Below are 22034 nucleotides of genomic sequence, written 5' to 3'. Positions count from 1 at the left end.
AAAAATAACTCACCAATAAAAAAAGGTGAGTTATTTAATTATTAATATTAATCGATTTTAACTTTAACAGCAGCACCCATTGAGGTTGAAACAGTAATGTTTAAAACATATGTTCCTTTAACTGTTTGAGGTTTCAATCTTTTAACTGTTTGAATTAAAGTTTCAGCATTTTCTGCTAGAACTTTTGAATCCATTGATTTTTTACCAACTGAAGCGTGGATAATTCCACCTTTATCAGCACGGTAGTTTGCTTTACCTTTTTTAAGTTCTTCAACTGCTTTAGCAGCATTTGTAGTAACTGTACCAGTTTTAGGGTTTGGCATTAAACCTTTAGGTCCTAATTTTTTACCGTATTTTCCTAAAACTAACATCATTTTAGGGTCAGCAACAATAACATCGAAATCGTATTTATCTTGATTTAAAACTTCAGGTAATTCAGATGATGAATAAACGTAATCTGCTCCAGCTTCTAAAGCAGCTTTTTGAGCTGAAACTTCGTCTGTAGCAACAAGAACTTTAACATTTTTACCTGTACCGTGTGGTAAAACAACAGCTCCACGTAATTGTTGATCTGATTTTCTTGTGTCTAGGTTTAATCTAATTGCTATGTCTAAAGATTCATCAAATTTTGCAAATGATGCTTTTTTAGCCAAGTCAATAGCTTCAACTAAAGGATAAACGTCTTTTTTATTTACTAAAGATTTTACTTCTTTAACGTTTTTAGAAATTTTTCTAGCCATTAGTTTGCACCGCCTTTAAGTCATTCTTCATATCCTTCAACTGTAATACCCATGTTTTTAGCTGTACCAGCAATTTGTCTCATAGCAGATTCTACTTTTACTGAGTTCATATCTGGTAATTTGTATTCAGCGATTTCTCTTAATTGTTCTAATGTTATTGAACCAACTTTTTCTTTGTTTGGTTTTGAACTTCCCTTTTTAACACTAGCAGCTTGTACTAGTTTGTATGATGTTGGAGAAGTAAATAATTTGAAGTCAAATGATTTGTCTTCGTAAACTGTAATTAAAACAGGAACAGGTTCTGAGCCTCTTTCTCTAGTTTTGTCATTAAATGCCTTTGTAAATTCAGGCATGTTAATACCTACACCCGCTAAAGCTGGACCTGGTTTAGCTTGACCAGCTGCGAATTGTAATTTTGCTCTTTTAACAACTTTTTTAGCCATGTTGTATCCTTTCGATAAATGTGGTGCAAATGAATTTTCTTAAATTCTCCCACTTGCAAGAGGCAATATATAATTGCATTTACTATTATAACAAAAAAATATTTTTATTTATAAAATAAAAGAAGCCAAAAGGCTTCAGTTCTAAGTTTAAAGTGGATTTCACTTTTTTCTTACATATGGTGCGGATGAAGGGAATCGGACCCTCGTATTCAGATTGGCAACCTGATGTTCTACCATTGAACTACATCCGCATGGTGCAAGTGATGGGAATCGAACCCACGTATTCAGCTTGGAAGGCTGAAGTTCTACCATTAAACTACACTCGCTTTTATTAATTGCGTAATATATTATAACTAAAAAAATTAGTTTTTTAAAAAAAATATTATATTTCTATAAATTATCTTTTTTATTTTAAGTATCGGGCCTAACCGGTAGTTCATTTTTACCATAAATAATCTTTTACTAATGCAATTTATTGAATCATTGATTAATATAAGGAACAGAATATTTCACACACATTTCACGATTTTTTTTATCTCAATATTCAATACATTTATTTAAATCATTAAATCATGAATTCAAATGCATAATCATCGAACTATTTGGTTTAGTTGTTGAAGCCATTACAATTAAATAATGTAAAAATAAATGCTGATCAAATGTTATTAATATTGAGTTGCCAGTTTTATAAAGTTCCTTTGTATCTGGATGAAATTTGTAAATTGCTTCACTTATTTTTATTTCATCAATATGATGTTTGCAATAATTTGATTGACCAACTTCATTTTTGAAATTTGTATGATATTTTGATATTTTTATTTCATTGTAAGGTCCAATAATACAGCCTTCTTCTTCAAATTTTTCTATAATTTCATAATATTTTCTTACTCAAAAATTTTGACGTTGGTCTTTTTTAAAGAAATTTTCATCAAAAAGATATTTAAATTGTCTTTCAAATAATAATTTTTCATTTAAGAATTTAAAAGCACCTTCTGAAATAAGGCGATTAAAAATTTCTTGTTCTTTTAATGTAAATAATTCTTCTTTTGCTAAATTTATTTTCGACTTTTCATTTGTTTTATCCAACTTTTTTTTATTTTTAGCAACGATAAATATTACCAATAGTATTATGATGCTTACAGGAACAATAATTAAAAATGATCACATAAAGTCTCCAAATTTCATAAACCAATTTAAATACAGCTTGCTTATTATTTTTAAGTTTATACCCTTAATTATATAAGAAAAAACCCGCACATGCGGGTTTGAATTTAAATCAGTAAAAAATTATTTAACAATTTTTGTAACTGATCCAGCACCAACTGTTCTACCACCTTCACGGATTGAGAATTTTGTTCCTTCTTCAACGGCGATTGGTTGGATTAAAGTAACTGTTAATTCAACGTTGTCACCTGGCATAACCATTTCACGTCCTGCTGGGAATTTAATTCCACCAGTAACGTCTGTTGTACGGAAGTAGAATTGTGGTTTATAGTTTTGGAAGAATGGAGTGTGACGTCCACCTTCTTCTTTTTTAAGAACGTAAACTGTAGCTTCGAATTCTGTGTGAGGAATAATTGTTTTAGGTTTTGCTAAAACTTGTCCACGTTCAACGTCATCTCTGTCAACACCACGTAGTAATAAACCAGCGTTATCTCCAGCTTGAGCTTCTTTTAAGTTCTTTCTGAACATTTCAATTCCAGTAACAACTGTTTTTTTGGTTGGTTTTAGACCAACGATTTCAACTTCTTCGTTTAGTGTTAAAACACCACGTTCAACTCTACCTGTTGCAACTGTTCCACGACCTGTAATTGTGAAAACGTCTTCAACTGCCATTAAGAATGGTTTGTCAGTTTCACGTTTTGGTTCGTCGATGTAAGCATCAACAGCATCCATTAATTGCATAATGTTTTCTTCGTAAACTGGGTTACCTAATAAAGCTTCACGAGCTGATCCGGCGATAACTGGAGCATTGTCTCCGTCGAAACCGTATTCTGATAATAATCCACGAACGTCCATTTCAACTAGACCAATCATTTCTTCTCTTTCGTCATCTTTAAACATATCAACTTTGTTTAAGAAAACAACGATTTTTGGAACACCAACTTGTTTTGCTAAAAGAATGTGTTCACGTGTTTGAGGCATAGGACCATCTGTAGCAGCAACTACTAAGATAGCACCATCCATTTGTGCAGCACCGGTAATCATGTTTTTAACATAGTCAGCGTGACCTGGACAGTCAACGTGAGCATAGTGACGGTTTTCTGTTTGATATTCGATGTGTGATGTGTTAATTGTAATTCCACGTGCTTTTTCTTCTGGTGCGTTATCGATAGAAGCATAGTCTCTAGCTTCTGATAAACCTTTTTTAGATAAAACTGTAGCAATAGCAGCTGTTAAAGTAGTTTTACCGTGGTCAACGTGACCGATTGTACCGATATTTACGTGTGGTTTTGAACGGTCAAAATCTAATTTTGCCATAATAAATCCTTTCGTTTTTATGTTGTTTTTTTAGATATAATCTTTTGATTAAACGCGTTTAACCTACCTAAGCATAGCCTTTCATCTATGTCCTGTCCAATCGCGCATATTCATAGTAATTTTAATTTTAACAAAAAAAAATTTTTTTACATATTTATTATTAATTTTGCCATACTTTTTCAATTATTAATCAATATAAATAAAATGAATTTATATTTTTTAATGTTTTATAACATATAAAAGGCGTAATTATATTAATTTTATTAATAAAATAAAAAAACAAAGCACATGCTTTGTTTGAATTGTTTAACAATTCTGAAAGGAATTAATTTTTTTATTATAAATATAAGCTGTTATAAAAATAAATAATGAATTATATACATTATTGAAAGAAGTGAACTGACGTTCTCAAAAAAAATTAAGGAATAAGGGATCTAATAAAAGGGTTATATGATGAATATATATAAAATATATGACTAATAACAGCTCTATTATCGCGAGTTTTCGCGGCAAAGCGTAAGATATATTTGCGTTTTGCGTATAATATTGTATACTATTTTTTTAAATATTTACAATTTTCTTATTTTTTTTATTTTTAATCATTTTAAGACTATAAATATCATTTTTGTACTATTGTAACATATGAATATTTAAATATTTTTCGGCAAGCTCATCTTAAAGATAAATTAAAATAAAGCTAAATATTGGTCATATTTTTAAATTTTGCTAAAATAGTAATGCATGGCTAACTGCTGCATATTTAATTATGTAGAGGAAAATCCGCTCTAGCACTCGCTGCGATGCGAGTAGTGATCATGCTAGACCAAATAAGTCTAGGCACAGAAATGTGACGACTAGTGCAACAGAGACGAGCTTATTAAGTTAAGATGCAACGATGTAAACTCCATGAGTTAGAAACCCAAATTTTGGTGGGGGAATCGGACAGGCGGAAATGAACTTATGTCCGAAGGTTATAATTAATTAGTTATAACTTAGATAAATAGTTAGCGCTGTTTAATTACAGTACAGAAAGCGGTTTATAATGCAAAGAGGGTCTTCCCTCTTTTTATTTTTTTATTCTAATCCAAATGATAAAAATGCTTTCACTATTTTTTATCAATATTTTCTTTTATTTTTCTTAAGTTTAGAAAAAACATCAAACATAAATATTAAATATAAGTTGGAGGAAAATATGAATGAATTTTTAATATACTTTACGCAAAAATACAAAGGCGATTGAGATTTGATTTACAAAGCTTTTAAAAAAACTGAAAAAGTTAATTCAGAAATACTTAAGTTACTTAAAGAAAAAGAAGAAATAAAAAATAAAAAATATATAACCATTTTAGATGAAGATTATCCTAAAAAGTTTAACACTTTATATAAACCCCCTTTTGCAATTTATTACGAAGGAAATAAAGGGTTATTAAATAAAAAAATTGTTTGTATCACTGGCAATTTAGAAAACAAAAGTGGTCAGGATTTTTTATCAAAAATCGACACATTAAGTGATGATTATGTTTTTATAAGTGAAGGTTGAGTTGGCTTTGATAATAAAATTGTTGAATATTTAATAAAGAAAAACAAAAACATTATTATTGTTTTAGCCTCAGGAATAAAGAACAGTAAGAAAGAAAAATTATTCGCTAATTACGATAAGAAAAAGTTTCTATTAATCAGTGAATATCCCAATGAATATCATGTTACTAGAAAAGCCATTTATGCTAGAAATAGAATTGTCGCATGTTTAGCGGATAACCTAATTATACTAGCGTCACAAAATAAAAAAATGATGCCATTAGTTGATAATTTTATTGAACAAAATAAAATAATTAACTGTGTTAAACCGGATGAAAATGAAACAAATAATGATAATATCGAATTAATTAATAGCGGTGCGATTTTAATAAACGATTTAAACAATATTTAAATATCATAAACACACCTAAAAATTAGTAGTTTATTGTAAAATATTTATGTATGTAATTAAAAAATCATAAAAGGAGAAAAATATGACACCACATATCAATGCCAAAGAAGGCGCATTTGCAAAATTGGTTCTAATGCCAGGAGACCCTCTTAGAGCTAAATATATTGCTGACAACTATTTAGAAAACGTTGAATTAGTTTCAAACGTAAGAAACGTTTTCATGTACACAGGAACATACAAAGGTAATAAAATTTCTGTTTGTGCATCAGGAATGGGAGTTCCTTCAATTGGTATTTATTCATACGAACTATTTAATTTTTATGGTGTTGAAGCTATTGTAAGAATTGGATCAGCCGGTTCATTCAGAGCAGACATCAAAAATTATGAAATGGTTTTAGCTGAATCTGCATATAGCGAAAACACAGCATTCAGATCAAACATTATTTTAGGAGATGAAAATAATGTTGCAAAACCAAATAAAGAATTAAATCTATTAATTAAAAATCACGCTGAAAAATTGAACATGAACATTCACGAAGAAAGAGTTCTATCGGAAGACGCTTTTTATTCAGAAGTTTCAATCGAAGATAGAGTTGCAAAATCAGGTGGATCAGTTTGTGTAGAAATGGAAGCCTACGGATTATTTACAGTTGCTGAAAGATTAGGCAAAAAAGCAGCTACAATTTTAACAATCTCAGACAACCTAGTTACAAAAGAATACACAACAAGTGAAGAAAGACAAAACTCATTTAATGAAATGATGAAATTAGCTCTTTCATTAGCTGAAGATTTTCAATAGGAATTAATTATGAGAATTATCGATATTATTAGCAAGAAAGTTGAAAACATTAAACTTTCTAAACAAGAAATTGATTTCTTTATAAATGGATATGTTAGTGGAGAAATCCATGACTATCAAGCATCTGCTTTATTAATGGCAATAAGAATTAACGGATTAAGTGATGAAGAAACTGCTTATTTAACCAACGCAATGATGCACTCAGGTGATGTTATTGATTGAAGTTTTTTAGGAAAAACAATCGTTGACAAACATTCAACTGGTGGTGTTGGTGATAAAGTAAGTATTGCTTTATGCCCAATTCTTGCTTCACTAGGTTTAACAGTGGCAAAAATGTCAGGTAGAGGCCTAGGACATACTGGAGGAACACTAGATAAATTAGAATCTATAGAAGGTTATAATTTCTTATTAAGCGACGAGCAATTTAAAAATATTGTCGAAAAGCACAATATTGCTATTGTTGGCCAAAACACAAAACTTGTTCCAGCTGACAAAAAAATATACGCATTGCGTGATGTTACAGCGACCGTTCAATCTATACCACTAATCGCTTCTTCAATAATGTCTAAAAAATTAGCAACAGGTTCTAACTGTATTTTATTAGATGTTAAATGCGGTAATGGAGCTTTCATGAAAGACATTGAACAAGCTAAAAAACTTGGTCAATTAATGATTGAAATTGGAAAACAATTAGGTCGTAAAATTGCTGTAGAAATTACCAATATGGAGCAACCTTTAGGAAAAACAATCGGTAATAAAATTGAAGTTTTAGAAGCTTTAGAAACCTTAAAGGGAAATGGTCCTAAAGACTTTACTGAAATTGTTTATTCTTCAGGTTCTACTTTACTATTATTAGCAGGTAAAGCTAAAACAGAAGAAGAAGCCAGAGAACTAATTAAACAATCAATTCAAAATGGCGAAGCTTTAGCAAAATTCAAAGAATGAATTATCGCTCAAGGTGGAAAAGTTGAATTATTAGATGATCCTAACTGATTCAAACCAGAATATAGCCACCAAGTTATTGCTCAATCAGAAGGATATTTAAAAATAAAATCAGCAATTGATTTTGGTTTAGTAGCAATGAAATTAGGGGCAGGTAGAGCCAAAAAAGAAGATGGAATTGATTACGAAGCCGGAATTTATTTAAATAAAGCTTCAAATGATTATGTTAATAAAGGCGATGTATTATTTACACTTTATTCATCAAAACCAATTAATAAAGAATTGGAAAATGAATTAATAAATGCTATTGAATTTAGTGCCGAAAAACACGAAATTAAAGAAGTGTTTGCAAAATTATTTTAATTATCGAGGAATTATGGAATTAAAAATTAATAAATATATTGATCATACAAATTTAGCACCATCAGCAACACATAAAGACATTGACAAATTAATTGATGAAGCTAAAAAATATGATTTCAAATCAGTGTGTATAGCACCATCATATATTAAATATGCAAAAGAACAATTAAAAGGTACAGATGTATTAGTTTGTACAGTTATTGGATTTCCACTTGGTTACAATGCAACCAGTGTTAAAGTTTATGAAACAAAAATTGCTCTAGAACACGGAGCAGATGAAATTGACATGGTTATAAATGTTGGTCGTTTCAAAGATAAACAATATGAATACGTTTTAAACGAAATTAAAGCAATTAAAGAAGCTTGCGGCAAAACAGTTTTAAAAGTTATTGTTGAAACTGCTTTACTAACAAACGAAGAAATTGCTAAAATTACTGAAATAGTTATGCAATCAGGGGCTGATTTTATCAAAACATCTACAGGCTTCTCATACCGTGGAGCTTCATTTGAAGACGTAGAAATTATGAAATCAGTATGTAAAGATGATTTATTAATCAAAGCATCAGGTGGAATTAAATCATACGAAGATGCACTTAAAATGATTGAATTGGGTGCTAACCGTCTAGGAACGTCAAAATCAGTTATTATTATGGAAGGATCTAAAGGCAACAATGTTGAAGATTCTTCATCATCCGCTTATTAATATTAAATTAACTGCAATGCGTTCCAAAGAAACTAATCACCAAGAATTTAGACAGAATTTAAACGAAATCGCTTCTCTTATGGTTTATGAAACATTAAGAGATTATCAAACAAAATCAATTGAAGTAACAACGCCTCTAGAAAAAAAATATATTGGCGAAACATTTGACGAAGAAATTGTCATTATTCCTATTTTAAGGGCTGGACTAGGAATGCTATACGGCATTCTAGATTTAGTACCCCAAGCCAGAGTTGGGCATATAGGAATGTATCGTAACGAAGAAGAAAATAAAGTTGTTGAATACTTCTTTAAAATTCCGGATGTTGATAAAAAATCAACAATTATTGTTGTTGATCCAATGTTAGCAACAGGCACTTCTGCCAGCGATGCAATTTACAAGTTACGTAGTTTAGGCTTCGAAAATATCAAACTAGTTTGTTTAGTTGGTGTTGATAAGGGGCTAGAAAAAATTCAAGAAAATCATCCTAATGTTGATATTTATTTAGCAGCAAAAGATGAATATTTAAACGAGAATAATTATATCATTCCCGGTTTAGGCGATGCAGGTGATAGAATATTTGGAACAAAGGGAAAATAGGGACCTTGGTCTTTATTTTTTTATATCAATTTTAAATAAAAATAACAATTTACATATAAAACTATAAATATTTCTAAAAAAGCTATTTTTATGTATTTATAGCAATACAAATATTGAAAAATAGCATAAAAAAATGTAAAATAATAAAGTATATACGAAGGGAGCAAACATGGCTTTTAATAAAGAATCAAATCAAAGAAGATTTTTATTTGCATTAGATCTTGATGGAACTCTTTTATCTAACTCTGCAACTGGTGAAGTTCACCCAAAAACTGAAGCGGCTATTAAAAGAGCAGTTAAAGAAGGACATATTGTATCAATTATTACTGGTAGACCTTGAAGAAGTACAATGCCAGTTTACGAAAAATTAGGACTAAACGCAATCGTTGGTAATTATAATGGTGCTCACATTCACAACCCTGCTGATCCATTTTTTATACCAACAATTTCATATTTAGACTTAAATGAAGTTTTATACATTCTTGGTGATGAAAAAGTTAAAAAAGAAATTTCTAACTATGCTATAGAAGGTCCAGATTGAGTTCAATTAATGCACAGAGATCCAAATTTAGAAAAAGTTTTTGGATTTAATCAAGCAACAAAATTTAGAGAAAGTATTAACTTAGAAAAACTTCCTCTAAAACCAACTGGAATTGTTTTTGATGCTAAACCAACAACAGACGTTCTAGAATTACTAACATATCTAAAAAGAAGATATGGTGATTTAGGTGAATTCTCTTCATGATCAAAAGGTGAAGGACTAAGTCCAGTATTTGACATTACATCTATCGGGGTTGATAAAGGTAAAGTTATTTCATTAATGATGAGATACTACAACATCAACATCGATGATACTGTTGTTATGGGTGACTCATACAACGACTTAAGCATGTATGAAATCGGAAACGTTGGGGTTGCTCCAGCTAACGCTGAAGCTCAAATTAAACAATTATCAACAGTTGTTATGAAAGAAACAAATAAAGAAGGTGCTGTTGGTTATTTTATAGATACATTTTTAGATAACCCTGAAAAATACATTGAACTAGGTCGCAATAAAAAAAGAGAACAACAAAAAAATTTAAAGACAGTTAAAGCAGATAATTTTCACACAAAAGAAGAAATCGAAGCAAATAAAAAATAGTATAAAGAGAATATATGACTAATAAAGATATGAATTATAATCAATTAATAGGCGTAGATGAAACTGGTGTTGGTGATTATTTTACACCAGTTGTATCGGTTGCTTGTTATATACCGGAAGAAAATTTTGATAAAGTTAAAAACCTAGGTGTTAAAGATAGTAAAAAGATAACTGATAAAAATATTTATAAATTATTCGAACAACTCGAACCGTTAGTAATCTATAGGAAAACTATTCTTTCACAAAAAGGATATAACAATTTAATTAATTCAAAAATAAATAATAACGAAATAAAAACACTTATCCATATGAATTCAATTAATCAAATTATTAGGGCAATGGGTAAATCAATTGACGTTATTATTGATCAATATACAAATTCATATCAAACATTCGAAAAACACTTTATAAAATTAAAAACAATTAACTGATTAGACTTTCAAGTTCCGCAAACAAATTTTATTTTAGAAACTAAAGCCGAAGACAAATCATTAAGCGTTGCTTGCGCTTCAATCATTGCCAGAAAGTTATTACTAGACCACATGGAATATCAAAATCGTAAATTTGATTTTCAATTTAAATTAGGTGCTGGAAAAGATGTTGATTTGCTAGCTGCTAAATTTCTAAGTTTATATGGCTATGAAGTTTTGGCTGATGCGGCTAAAATATCATTCAAAACAACACAAAAAGCTCTTGATATTGTTAAATCAGTTAAATAAAAAGCAACATTTCGTTGCTTTTTATTTACATTAATTTTAGTAACCCATTGCTTCTTCGTATTCTTCAAGACTTCCATAAAATAAGAAACTTGCTTTAGGTTTGATTTCCAAAATAACTGACGCACATTCTTTAATCATAGCTCTGTTATATGTTGTAAAAATACATGAGCTTTTATATGATTTAACTGCTTCAATTAAGCTATCAATTGATTCGGAATCTAAATGGTCTAATGGTTGATCAAAAATTAAGAAATTGCTTTCTTCAAGCATTAGCTTAGACATCATTAAACGAACTTTTTCTCCACCGGAAGTAACCATAACATTTTTAAATACACTATCATTTGAAAATAACATTCTTCCTAAAAATGCACGCATTCTTGAATCACTATTATCCTTGGTTTCTTGGGTTGAATTATTTAATGGTCATTTACTAATTCATTCAATAATAGTTTCTGGTTCTTTAAAATACTCTAAGTTATTATTAGGGAAATAATTTGGTGTTATTGTTATTCCTCAGTTAACAGTGCCACTTGTAGGTTGTCTTCTGCCCATTAAAATTTCCAATAATCTGGTCTTAGCAATATCATCATTACCAATAATAACCATCTTATCTCCAGGTCTAATAACAAAACTTACATTTTCAAATAATGTTTCGCCAGCATCATTAACATAAGTTAAATTTTCAACTGATAAAATTTGTTTGCCAGGCATTCTATTTAGTTCAAAATTGATATATGGATATTTTCTAGATGATGGTTTAATTTCATCAATAACAATTTTTTCTAGTAACTTTTTACGACTTGTTGCTTGTTTAGATTTTGACGCATTTGCTGAAAAACGAGCTATGAATTCACGCAATTTTTGCGCCTGTTCTTCTTTACGTAGATTTTGTTTTTGTTGCATATCAATTAAAAGTTGGCTTGATAATTTTCAAAAACTATAGTTACCAACAAATTGTTTAGCTTCAGAGTAATCAATATCGATTATGTGAGTACATATAGCATCTAAAAAATCAGAGTCGTGAGACACTACAATAACGATGTTTGGATAATCCATTAAGAAATTCTCTAATCATTTAATTGTTTTTAAATCTAGACGGTTAGTAGGCTCGTCCATGATTAAAATATCTGGATTTCCAAATAGTGCTTTTGCTAATAAAACTTTAACTTTTTCATTAGCTTTTAATTCGCTCATTTGCATATTTCATTTTTCTGGTTCTAAGCCCAGGTTAGATAAAAGTGTCTGCGCATCATTTTCAGCGCTTCAACCACCCATTTCACCATATTTTGCTTCTAAATTGCTTGCTCTTTCGTAATCTTCATCAGTAGCATTAGGATCTTCATATATCTTATTTTTTTCAATATTTAGCTCATAAAGTTCTTTATTACCCATAATAACAACGTCGGTAACATTATAATCATCATACTCATTTTGGTTTTGAGAAAGTACACTCATACGAGCATTTTTTTCTTTTATTATTTGGCCTTCAGAAGCCTCTATTTCACCGCTTAAAATTTTTAAAAAAGTAGACTTTCCAACACCGTTTGCACCTATTATTCCATAAACATTACCAGGTAAAAACTTTAAATTAACGTTTGAAAATAATTTTTTATCAGGAAAAATTTTACTAATTCCACAAACATCTAACATTTAATCCTCCATCATTTTCTTATATCTTTTCTTATTTTAATTATTAAAAATAATTATCTATTATAACAATAAAACGTGATTATCTATATTAATATACAAAAAAGAGCGGAAAGCCACTCTTTAACTAAAAATTTATAAATAAATATCAAATGTTTCAGTCACTTTTTTAGCAGTTTCTTGGTCAACGTTTTTATTTTTTTCGTCACCTAGTAATTTAACTCTAAAGAAATAATTACCAGCTTCATCTTTCATTAGTGGAATGTATTTAGTCTTTTTTGGACCATATTCATAATGATATAACATATTTTTTAAAATATCTATTGAAGGTTTACCTTCTTTGTCTTTTCATTCTAATGAAATTTGACGATTTTTATCTTTTGCATTATTGGAATTAATACCAAATAAAAACGTTTCTCTTCTAACATACAAACTATCTCTAGATTCTGATTTTTTATTTCATTCTGCATCTAATTTTTGTTTAATATCATCTGATTGATCTACAAATAAATTTTTGTTAGAAGCCTTAATGATATCTATAATTTTTGCTGCTTCAGTTTTTTTAGCATCGCTATTTTCTGAGGTATTTGTTTTTGCATTGTCAGCCGTTGCACTATTTGAATTTTCATTAGTTTCCGCTTTTGAATCTGGAGATTCGCTAACTTCGTTTGTGTCAATATTTTTTTCTGGTTCATCAGAAGTTTTTTTATCATCAATGTTTTTATCTTTATTATTGTCTACGTCTTTTATTTTTGCATTTTCTTTTGTGCAAGAAATTGACATAATTGGTAACACTGAAAATACTGATAGTGATGACAATGTAATTAATAATTTATTTATTTTTTTCATAATAACGTCCCTTTTTAAAAAAAATTATGTATTAACTAAATTATATAAAATAAAGAACCTCATTTAGCTTAAGAGATTAATAAAAAGGTTAATTTTGCACTTTTTTGAAAAAAAATAAATTTTGATTTATAATAAATTAGCAATGCATCCTTAGCTCAGCCGGTAGAGCAAGGGACTCTTAATCCCTGGGTCGTGGGTTCGAACCCCACAGGATGTACCATATAAAAAAAGCAAGTTCATCGCTTGCTTTTTTTATTAAACATAACTACATTGTTTTAAAACTATCTAAAATTGCAATAATTCTATCTTTGCCAATTGTTGTGCCGTGTCCATATCTAAATGCTTGTGAATCATCTGTCATTTTTTGAATTTCAGCTTCAGTTAAATATAAATAAACATCACCTAATTCATTAACTTCAGGACCGTCAGTGTTAGATTTAATTTTATCATCTCTAAATTCTTCAAATCCTGCTTTATTTTGTAATAATAATGTTAGTATTTGTTTTAATGATTTTGAATTAATGTCGCTAAATTCTGGTTTACTAAAGAAATATTCTTTATTAGATTCTGAAGGTTTTGCTTCACTACCATTTGGGTCACTTTCGCCTGGATTTTCACCTTCTCCATTGCCACCCCCAATAGGTTGGAATGAGTCGCCAGAACCATTTGCGCCATCTTTATCTTGAGAACCTGATTCATTTGAACCAGTTTTGTCAGCAGGTTTATCTGAATCGCCTGTAGTGCCTGGGTTTTGTTGATCTTTATCTGTCGAATCTTTTTGACCTTCTTTTTTATCTTCTTTATTTTCTACATCAGATTTTTGGTCCGTTTTTTTATCATCTTCAGTTTTGATTTCTTCTTTATCTTTTCTTGTTTCATCTTCAAGTTTTGCATTTGAACATGAAATTGCAACAGTGGTAGATAATAATGTCATTGAAGACAAAGCTAGTATTGATAATAAGTGTTTTTTAGATTTTTTCATATTATTCCTCATTTACTTTATATAGTAAAATTATATAAAAAAGCGAGTATTTCATCGCTTAAAAATATTTAATTAACTTGACAATCAACTGAAATTTGATCATTTTTATCAATTATTACTGTAATCTCACCATTAACCGGAACTTTACCTTCAATGATTAATATAGCCAATTTATTTTCAATATTTTTTTGAATATATCTTTTTATTGGTCTAGCGCCAAAAGCGGGATCATATGCTTTTTTCGCAATAAATTCAATGACCTCTTTATCAAATTCTAAAGTAATATTTTGGCTTTGTTTTACTCTTCTTGATAACTTTTGTAATTCCAATGACACAATATCTTTAACAACAGTATGCGACAAGGCTTGAAAAGGAATAACTTCATCGATTCTATTAATAAATTCTGGCTTAAAGTTCTTTAATAATAACTTTTTAAACTCATCTTCAGTTAAATTTTTATTAATAATTTCGTTTGATCCAATATTAGAAGTCATAATAATAATTGTGTTTCTAAAGTTTACAACTCTTCCATTACTGTCAGTTAGAAAACCGTTATCCAAAACTTGCAATAGTAAATTTAAAACATCAGAATGAGCTTTTTCTAATTCGTCAAATAAAATAATTGAATAAGGATTTTGTCTTACTTTTTCAGTTAATTGACCGCCGTTTTCAAAGCCGATATACCCCGGAGGTGAACCAATTAGTTTAGATACAGAGTGTTTTTCCATATATTCAGACATATCTAATCTAATTATCTTATTTTCATCATCAAATAACGCTTGAGCTAACCCTTTTGCCAATTCAGTTTTTCCGACACCTGTTGGGCCTAAAAATAGAAATGAACCGATTGGACGATTAGGGTCATTAATATCTGCTTTTGATCTTTGAATAGCTTCTGACACTAATTTAATTGCATTTTCTTGTCCTTTAACTCTCTTTGATAAAGTTTGCTCTAAATTAATCAATTTATCTTTTTGTGTTTCAAGTAATTTCGAAACTGGAATTTTAGTTCATTTACTTACAATATCAGCAACTTCTTCAGCATCAACAACTTCTTTAATTAATCTATCTTTGCGATTCTGAATTTTATTTTCAAGTTCACTTTTAGCTTTAGTTAATTCAGGGATTAAAGCATACATAATTTTAGATGCTTCTATATATTTACCTTCACTTTGTAAAAGTGGTAATTGACGATTTAAGTCATCCAATTGTTCTTTAATTGAGGCAAATCTTTGAATATCATCTTTTTCTTCTTTTCATTTTCTTTCTAATTTTAATTTTTCATTTTTTAAATCATGTAATTCTTTGTCTAAGTTTTCAAGTCTTTCGCTATTTTTATCTCCTGAATTTTTATCAGCTTCATTTGAAAGTGCTGCTTTTTCAATCTCCCTTTTAGCAATATTATGATTTATGTTTTCAAGTGGCTCAGGAATATAATTCATTTCAGTTTTAATATTTGAAGCTGCCTCGTCAATTAAATCAATTGCTTTATCGGGTAAAAAACGATCGGAAATATATCTTGCTGATAAATTAGCAGCAGCTACTAGAGCTGCATCTTCGATTTTAACTTCATGATATGCTTCAAAGCGCTCTTTAATACCTCTTAAAATCGTTATTGTATCTTTAACTGAAGGTTCTAATATCGATACCTTTTGCATTCTTCTTTCTAATGCTGGATCTTTTTCTATATATTTTCTATATTCATCTAATGTAGTTGCCCCTATTAAATGTAATTGGCCTCTTGCCATCATTGGTTTTAGCATATTAGCAGCATCCATATTGCCATCGCCTGTTCCACCGGCACCTACTAGCATATGAATTTCATCAATAAATAAAATTATTTCTCCATTTGATTCTTCAATTTTTTTAATAATTGATTTTAATCTTTCTTCAAATTGACCTCTATACTGAGTCCCAGCTACTAATGCTGCCAAATCAAGTTCAATAACTTGTTTTCCTTTCAAGTTTTCAGGAACTTGATTTTCAACGATTTTTCTTGCCAAGCCCTCAACCACGGCCGTTTTACCTGTGCCAGGTTCGCCTACTAAAACTGGATTATTTTTAGTTTTACGACTCAAAATTCTTACCAAAGATCTAATTTCTTCATCACGATTAATTACTGGTTCTAATTTGTTTTGCGAAGCTAGTTCTGTTAAGTTTCTACCAAACTCTTTTAATGGGTCTTTATTTTGTTCATTAGGTGTAAATGATGCTTGCATATTTCCTCCTTAAATAGTTAATAATTAAGAAGATTATCCATCTTCTGAAACAATTATAACACTTTTTTAGCACTTTAAGTAAAAGAGTGCTAAATTTTAATTTTCTGTTTTTAAGGTATTGAATGCCAGCTTTTATAATAACATTTACTATTTTTGTAGTCAATTTATTATTTTATTTTTTTTATATAAAAAAATATTTTCATGCCAGCAATTTTTAAAAAGTTCTATAATAATAAATGGTTATTTCTAGTATGTAAAATAACCGGTTGAGTTATCATGAAGGACATTATAAATAAAAAATTTTGGACCGTATTTATTACTATAAATGTAATTTCAATTATGATTTTCAGCTCTATAGCATTTTGAAAATATGAGTTGCTATTAGGCAATTTAGTTGGAATTATAAGTTTTGGGATATTTATCGGTTCAATATTATTATTTTTTAAGATAGTTTTTGGAAAAACTAAGCAAGAAAATCTCGGATTAAAAAAAGTTAAGGCTGGCGCAGTTATGCTTTTTTTAGTTTTTGCTTTTTTAAATTTGGGAGTAATTGCATTATTTGTTTTCTTCAACTATTTATATAAAAACTCAAATCCAAATGCAAGCGTTGCGTTTACGCCATTTAATGTTTTAACAATTATGACTCCTTATGTACTATTTAGTTTTCAAATAGTCATTGTTGGTTTTTATAATTTTGTTAACGAACGTAAAAGCAATAAAAAGAGAAAGGAGGAAAATGGACAAACTATTTCATCTTAACTGATTTGGTGGACCAGCCGACAGCACGAAAGGCAACTTTTTAAATGATAATCATATATTCAGTTTGATTATGTTAGCTATTTTAACTTTGATAGTCTCGGTATTAATTTATATTGCAGTTAAACGTCAAAAAGTTAATAAAGCGCCCAATGTTGCGATTATTATGGTCGAATCCTCAATTATGGTTGCTGATAATTTTTCATCAGAGACACATGAGAATAAATTTGATAAGGCAAATCCTTATTTCATAACTATATTTATTTTCTTTATGTTCGGTAATGTTATTTCGCTACTTGGCTTGGCTCCAATCGGGTCTAGCTTAGCAATAATATTTGCCGCAACAGCAGTGACTTGATTTGGAACTATTATCATAGGACTAATTTATAACAAATGAAAATACTTATTAAAATTACTAAACCCATTAGAATTAGCTTCAAACTTTTCACCGTTAATTAGTTTAACTTTCCGTATGTATGGAAATATCATTGGTGGTGTTGTTTTAATTACTCTATTTGGTTTATTTTTAGATAATATATGAGCAAAAACAATTGGAACTACAATTGATTCAACAGCTGCTCAAATAAATCCTATAGGTGTCTTATTCTTACCTGCATTAAATATGTATTTTGATATCTTTGATGATGCGATTCAAGCTTTTGTCTTTATGATCTTAACAATTTCATATTGATATCAAGCTGCTGAACAAGAAGTAAAAGAAGTACATAAAGAGAAAATTAAAAAATGAAAAAAACAAATTATTAAAAATACAAACACAGAAGAAAATTCCTCTATTGATATAGGGGCAAATCAAGAAGTTGCTCAAGAAATTGCAACAACATAAAATTAATAAGGAGATAATAATGAACGAAAATTTAAATTCACTTATTCAAGCATTTAATTCAACAACCGCTCAAGAAAAAGATGGAAATTATCCTATAGCATACGGTTTAACAATGTTAGGCGCTGGTATCGCCGTTGCCGGAGCAGGATTCGTTTCTATCGGACAAGGTGTTGCCGTTGCCAAAGCTTGTGAAGCTGTTGGAAGAAACCCAGAAACATTATCAAAAGTACGTACACTTTTACTACTTGGATTAGCTATCGTTGAAACTGCATCAATTTACTGTTTAGTTGTTTCTCTACTACTAATATTCGTTTAATTATATGCAAAATTTAAACCAAGTCATAAATGCTTCAGCAGGTTCTGCTATTGAACATGAGTTAAATAAAGCATTTAGTGGACTTACATTCAATTGACCATATTTTGTAGCTTCATTAATAACCCTTGCGTTTTTGACAGTAATCATCACATTTTTAGTTTATAAACCAATTAAAAAAATGGTTAAAGCTCGTCAAAAATTTATTCAAAGTAATATTGATGATTCAATTAAAGCAAAAGAAGATGCTTTAAAAGTCCGTGAAGAAAATGACAAAAAAATCATTGAAGCAACCCAACAAGCTACCACAATTATTAATAATGCTCGTTCTGAAAGTGAAAGAATTGTTAATAGTGGACAAGCTATGGCTAAGAAAAAAGCTGAAATGATGATTGAACAAACTCAAATATTAATAAATAAAAAGCAAGCTGAATTTGAAAAACTACAAAAGAAAATCATTATGGAAAATGCAGTTGAACTAGCAAAGAAGATTATTGCTCGTGAAATAAAAGATGAGGATAATCTTAAAATGATCGAAGAAGTTATGGAAACTAAAAAATAATGGCAGATTTAGGCGAATTAATATATAACTGAGCATTTGCTTTATATGATGCTGCAAAAGATAACAATGAACTACCTTTAATCACCAACGAAGCCGCAGACATTGTTAGAGTATTGAAAAAAAACAAACAATACATCGAAATTTTGAACTCTTACAATGTAGATGATAAAGAAAAAAATAAATTCATTGAACAAGCTTTCAATTCGTATCATCCCTATATTATAAATACAATAAAATTAGCAGCAAAGCAACACACAGTTAAGTATTTAATAATAATTCTTAATAAATTTGTCGAGCTTTCTAATACTAAACTTAACATCAAGTACGGGACAGTATTTAGCACTAGACCCGTTTCTGAAAATGAAATTAGAAAATTCGAAAAAAAACTTTCTTTAGATCTAGATGCTGAAGTTCATTTAGTAAATCAAATTTCACCAGAATTAATTGCTGGTATAAAAATTAAAGTCGAAGATTATGTTATTGATAATTCTATCGACGGACAACTTACAAAAATTTTAAAATCAATTAATAATAATTAAATGAAAGGAGGAATTAATGTCATTAAAACCAACTGATTTGTCAGCAATTATTAAAGCGCAAATCAAAAACTTTAATGAAAACACTTCATATGAAGAAGTTGGGAGAGTTATAACTGTCGGTGACGGTATTGCTTTAGTTAGTGGTTTAACTAATGTAGAATATGGAGAATTAGTTAAATTCGATTCTGGTATTATCGGAATGGCATTAAATCTTGAAGAAGATTTAGTTGGTGTCGTTGTTATGGGTGATGATAGAAATATCGTCGAAGATAGCTCGGTTACTAGAACAAAACACGTTATATCTGCTCCGGTCGGAGATAAATTATTAGGCCGTGTTGTTAATGCACTATCAGTACCAATCGATGGTAAAGGTCCTATTGATTTTGATGTAACCAGACCAATATTCAAAATTGCTCCGGGGGTTATGACAAGAAAAGAAGTTACCGAACCATTACAAACTGGTTTATTAGCTATTGATGCCATGATTCCGATTGGAAAAGGTCAACGTGAATTAATTATCGGTGACCGTCAAACAGGTAAAACCGCCATTGCTATTGATGCAATTCTTAATCAAAAAGGTAAAGATGTATACTGTATTTATGTAGCAATCGGTCAAAAAAATTCAACCGTTACTCAAATTGTTGACCAACTTGAAAAACATGATGCTTTAAAATACACAACTGTTATTGTTGCATCAGCATCAGAAAGTGCTCCACTTCAATACATAGCACCATATACAGGTGTAACAATTGGTGAAGAATGAATGTCAAAAGGTAAAGATGTTTTAATCGTTTATGATGATTTATCAAAACACGCCGTCGCATATCGTACACTTTCATTACTATTAAGAAGACCACCAGGTCGTGAAGCTTATCCTGGAGACGTATTTTATCTACACTCACAATTATTAGAAAGAGCTGCAAAATTGAACTCAGATTATGGTGGTGGTTCAATAACTGCTTTACCAATTATCGAAACTCAAGCAGAAGATATTTCGGCATACATACCAACTAATGTTATTTCTATAACTGATGGTCAAATTTTTACAAAAGAGGCTCTATTTAATTCAGGGCAAAGACCAGCAATTGACATTGGTTATTCAGTTAGCCGGGTAGGTTCTGCAGCTCAAACTAAATTAATGAAAAAGACTGTATCAAGTCTCAAATTAGAACTAGCCCAATATAATGAAATGTTGGCATTTGCTCAATTCGGTTCAGATCTAGATCAAGCAACAAGAGTAGTTTTAGATCACGGTGCTAAAGTTTATGAACTATTAAAACAAGCTCAATATAGCCCATATGCTCCGGTTGAACAAATCATCATTCTATTTTGCATTAAATATCGTTTAATAAATGTTATTCCACAAAATAGTATTGCAAAATATAAATATGATATTTTAACTTACTTTAAAACCGATACTGAAGCAATTAAAGTTGTTAGAAGTTTAAATGAAGCTACAGATTGAACTAACGAATTAACCGAGATGCTTTATAATGAAGTTATTAAATTTAATAATAACTTTGTAAAAACCATTCCACTATATAATCCAGACCAATATACACCAGTTCCTGAATTACCATGGAAAGCTTACAAAAAATAAAACATCGAATTAATTCTGTTAATTCAACTAAAAAAATTACAAAAGCAATGGAATTAGTAGCAACATCAAAATTTGCGAAAATAAAAAATAAATTTGTTGATGTTGAAAATTACTATAAAAATGTTCAAAAATTATTTATTAACCTAGTCAAAAATTCAAATCAAGATATTGATAAATTACTAAATGAACATTCTTTAAATTTCAGTGTTAAAAGAAATTTATACATCGTATTCGGTAGCGATTTAGGCTTATGCGGAGCCTATAATTCAGAAATGTATAAAACAATAAAAAACACAATCGGACCGGACGATATATTAATTGTTATAGGATCTAAATTATTAAGTTTAATTAATAAAGATAGATCTATGCATGTTATTCAAACACTAACTCAAATTGGTGACAATCCGTCATATGATATAGCTCAAGTTATATCTCAAAAAATATACGATGTTTTACAAATATCATTATTAAAATCAGTTAAGTTAATTTACACCCATTATATAAATCCAATTAAAGCTGATCCAATTGTTCAAGAAATATTTCCAATATCAGCCGAAACAATTTCAGAATCACAAGCCAATGAAAATAAAGAAGAATCAATTGACCCCGATTCATTTGAACCTAACCCAGATATAATATTGCAAAATTCTTTTACCATCTTTTTTGAAGCATCAATTTACAACGCTTTAACTAATGCTAAATTATCAGAAATGAGCCAAAGAAGAACAGCTATGGAACAAGCTAGTGACAACGCTGAAGATCTAATTGATGAATTAAAAGTTGAATACAATAGTTCACGTCAAGCAAAAATTACGCAAGAGCTTACTGAAATTGTAAATGGTTCAAATTCATAGAAAGGAAACT

The 22034-nt window shown here is 29.5% G+C and carries 22 protein-coding genes, 3 tRNA genes and 1 other RNA gene; 16 read left to right on the top strand and 10 right to left on the bottom strand.

Going from position 1 to position 22034, the window contains the following annotated elements; translation table 4 throughout:
• Positions 1–47: 47 nt before the first annotated feature.
• The 6 genes from rplA to tuf form a co-directional block, all read right to left on the bottom strand.
• Positions 48–740 (bottom strand): 50S ribosomal protein L1, encoded by a 693-nt coding sequence (rplA, locus tag AB5V95_RS00365; RefSeq protein WP_369085938.1) that lies wholly within the window; start codon positions 738–740, stop codon positions 48–50.
• On the bottom strand, positions 740–1183 hold the full coding sequence (gene rplK, locus AB5V95_RS00360) for a 50S ribosomal protein L11 (RefSeq protein WP_027122523.1): 444 nt from the start codon (positions 1181–1183) through the stop codon (positions 740–742). The genes rplA and rplK overlap by 1 nt, the downstream gene beginning before the upstream one ends.
• A gap of 177 nt (positions 1184–1360) precedes the next feature.
• Positions 1361–1434: transfer RNA gene (locus tag AB5V95_RS00355), tRNA-Gly, on the bottom strand.
• A 1-nt stretch (position 1435) separates the two neighbouring features.
• Positions 1436–1509, bottom strand: a tRNA-Gly gene (locus AB5V95_RS00350).
• 136 nt (positions 1510–1645) lie between these two features.
• Positions 1646–2350 (bottom strand): hypothetical protein, encoded by a 705-nt coding sequence (locus AB5V95_RS00345; protein ID WP_369085937.1) that lies wholly within the window; start codon positions 2348–2350, stop codon positions 1646–1648.
• A gap of 120 nt (positions 2351–2470) precedes the next feature.
• Positions 2471–3664 (bottom strand): elongation factor Tu, encoded by a 1194-nt coding sequence (gene tuf, locus AB5V95_RS00340; protein WP_027122526.1) that lies wholly within the window; start codon positions 3662–3664, stop codon positions 2471–2473.
• Positions 3665–4401: 737 nt separating this feature from the next.
• Here tuf and rnpB point away from each other — a divergent pair.
• The 8 genes from rnpB to AB5V95_RS00300 all read left to right on the top strand — a co-directional run bounded on the left by rnpB (position 4402) and on the right by AB5V95_RS00300 (position 10859).
• An RNA gene (gene rnpB, locus AB5V95_RS00335) (RNase P RNA component class B) lies at positions 4402–4709 on the top strand.
• A gap of 147 nt (positions 4710–4856) precedes the next feature.
• Complete coding sequence (locus tag AB5V95_RS00330; protein WP_369085936.1) at positions 4857–5594, top strand: DNA-processing protein DprA; 738 nt, start codon at positions 4857–4859, stop codon at positions 5592–5594.
• Between the two features lie 82 nt (positions 5595–5676).
• Complete coding sequence (deoD, locus tag AB5V95_RS00325) at positions 5677–6393, top strand: purine-nucleoside phosphorylase (RefSeq protein ID WP_369085935.1); 717 nt, start codon at positions 5677–5679, stop codon at positions 6391–6393.
• A gap of 9 nt (positions 6394–6402) precedes the next feature.
• The gene (locus tag AB5V95_RS00320) at positions 6403–7698 is read left to right on the top strand and encodes a thymidine phosphorylase (RefSeq protein ID WP_369085934.1); all 1296 of its coding nucleotides are present in this window, start codon (positions 6403–6405) and stop codon (positions 7696–7698) included.
• 13 nt (positions 7699–7711) lie between these two features.
• The gene (gene deoC / locus AB5V95_RS00315; RefSeq protein ID WP_369085933.1) at positions 7712–8401 is read left to right on the top strand and encodes a deoxyribose-phosphate aldolase; all 690 of its coding nucleotides are present in this window, start codon (positions 7712–7714) and stop codon (positions 8399–8401) included.
• On the top strand, positions 8370–8999 hold the full coding sequence (upp, locus tag AB5V95_RS00310; protein ID WP_027122531.1) for a uracil phosphoribosyltransferase: 630 nt from the start codon (positions 8370–8372) through the stop codon (positions 8997–8999). The genes deoC and upp overlap by 32 nt, the downstream gene beginning before the upstream one ends.
• A 169-nt stretch (positions 9000–9168) precedes the next feature.
• The gene (locus AB5V95_RS00305; protein ID WP_369085932.1) at positions 9169–10140 is read left to right on the top strand and encodes a Cof-type HAD-IIB family hydrolase; all 972 of its coding nucleotides are present in this window, start codon (positions 9169–9171) and stop codon (positions 10138–10140) included.
• 14 nt (positions 10141–10154) lie between these two features.
• Positions 10155–10859 (top strand): ribonuclease HIII, encoded by a 705-nt coding sequence (locus AB5V95_RS00300; RefSeq protein WP_369085931.1) that lies wholly within the window; start codon positions 10155–10157, stop codon positions 10857–10859.
• 36 nt (positions 10860–10895) lie between these two features.
• Here AB5V95_RS00300 and AB5V95_RS00295 read toward each other — a convergent pair whose 3' ends face one another.
• Positions 10896–12509 (bottom strand): ABC-F family ATP-binding cassette domain-containing protein, encoded by a 1614-nt coding sequence (locus AB5V95_RS00295; protein WP_027122533.1) that lies wholly within the window; start codon positions 12507–12509, stop codon positions 10896–10898.
• Between the two features lie 132 nt (positions 12510–12641).
• A complete protein-coding gene (locus tag AB5V95_RS00290) occupies positions 12642–13355 on the bottom strand; it encodes a variable surface lipoprotein (protein ID WP_369085930.1) in 714 nt (237 codons plus the stop codon).
• Between the two features lie 144 nt (positions 13356–13499).
• Between AB5V95_RS00290 and AB5V95_RS00285 the strand changes: the two genes are divergently transcribed.
• Positions 13500–13575, top strand: a tRNA-Lys gene (locus AB5V95_RS00285).
• Between the two features lie 45 nt (positions 13576–13620).
• On the opposite strand, the gene AB5V95_RS00280 is transcribed toward AB5V95_RS00285, so the two are convergent.
• Positions 13621–14337, bottom strand: coding sequence for a hypothetical protein (locus AB5V95_RS00280; protein WP_369085929.1), 717 nt, complete (start codon positions 14335–14337; stop codon positions 13621–13623).
• A gap of 68 nt (positions 14338–14405) precedes the next feature.
• On the bottom strand, positions 14406–16556 hold the full coding sequence (locus AB5V95_RS00275) for an ATP-dependent Clp protease ATP-binding subunit (RefSeq protein ID WP_369085928.1): 2151 nt from the start codon (positions 16554–16556) through the stop codon (positions 14406–14408).
• 339 nt (positions 16557–16895) lie between these two features.
• Here AB5V95_RS00275 and AB5V95_RS00270 point away from each other — a divergent pair, with 339 nt between their 5' ends.
• The 7 genes from AB5V95_RS00270 (at position 16896) to atpG (ending at position 22024) form a co-directional block, all read left to right on the top strand.
• Entirely contained in the window at positions 16896–17315 is a 420-nt protein-coding gene (locus AB5V95_RS00270) for a hypothetical protein (protein ID WP_245579824.1), read from the top strand.
• Positions 17293–18156, top strand: a complete 864-nt coding sequence (locus AB5V95_RS00265) for a F0F1 ATP synthase subunit A (RefSeq protein ID WP_369085927.1) — start codon at positions 17293–17295, stop codon at positions 18154–18156. Before AB5V95_RS00270 ends, AB5V95_RS00265 begins: the two co-directional genes overlap by 23 nt.
• 94 nt (positions 18157–18250) lie before the next feature.
• Positions 18251–18472 (top strand): F0F1 ATP synthase subunit C, encoded by a 222-nt coding sequence (locus tag AB5V95_RS00260; RefSeq protein WP_369086106.1) that lies wholly within the window; start codon positions 18251–18253, stop codon positions 18470–18472.
• A gap of 4 nt (positions 18473–18476) precedes the next feature.
• Positions 18477–19031: a hypothetical protein gene (locus AB5V95_RS00255; protein ID WP_369085926.1), complete on the top strand. Its 555-nt coding sequence runs from the start codon at positions 18477–18479 to the stop codon at positions 19029–19031.
• Positions 19031–19570 (top strand): F0F1 ATP synthase subunit delta, encoded by a 540-nt coding sequence (locus tag AB5V95_RS00250; protein WP_027122539.1) that lies wholly within the window; start codon positions 19031–19033, stop codon positions 19568–19570. Before AB5V95_RS00255 ends, AB5V95_RS00250 begins: the two co-directional genes overlap by 1 nt.
• Positions 19571–19586: 16 nt before the next feature.
• Positions 19587–21170, top strand: coding sequence for a F0F1 ATP synthase subunit alpha (gene atpA, locus AB5V95_RS00245; protein WP_027122540.1), 1584 nt, complete (start codon positions 19587–19589; stop codon positions 21168–21170).
• On the top strand, positions 21149–22024 hold the full coding sequence (atpG, locus tag AB5V95_RS00240; protein WP_027122541.1) for an ATP synthase F1 subunit gamma: 876 nt from the start codon (positions 21149–21151) through the stop codon (positions 22022–22024). The genes atpA and atpG overlap by 22 nt, the downstream gene beginning before the upstream one ends.
• Positions 22025–22034 lie beyond the last annotated feature (10 nt).

The organism is Metamycoplasma spumans (assembly GCF_041026625.1).
GTDB classification, from domain to species: domain Bacteria; phylum Bacillota_I; class Bacilli_A; order Mycoplasmatales; family Metamycoplasmataceae; genus Metamycoplasma; species Metamycoplasma spumans.
Note: the sequence above shows the minus strand (reverse complement) of the source record. Positions and strands in the feature narration are given on the sequence as shown.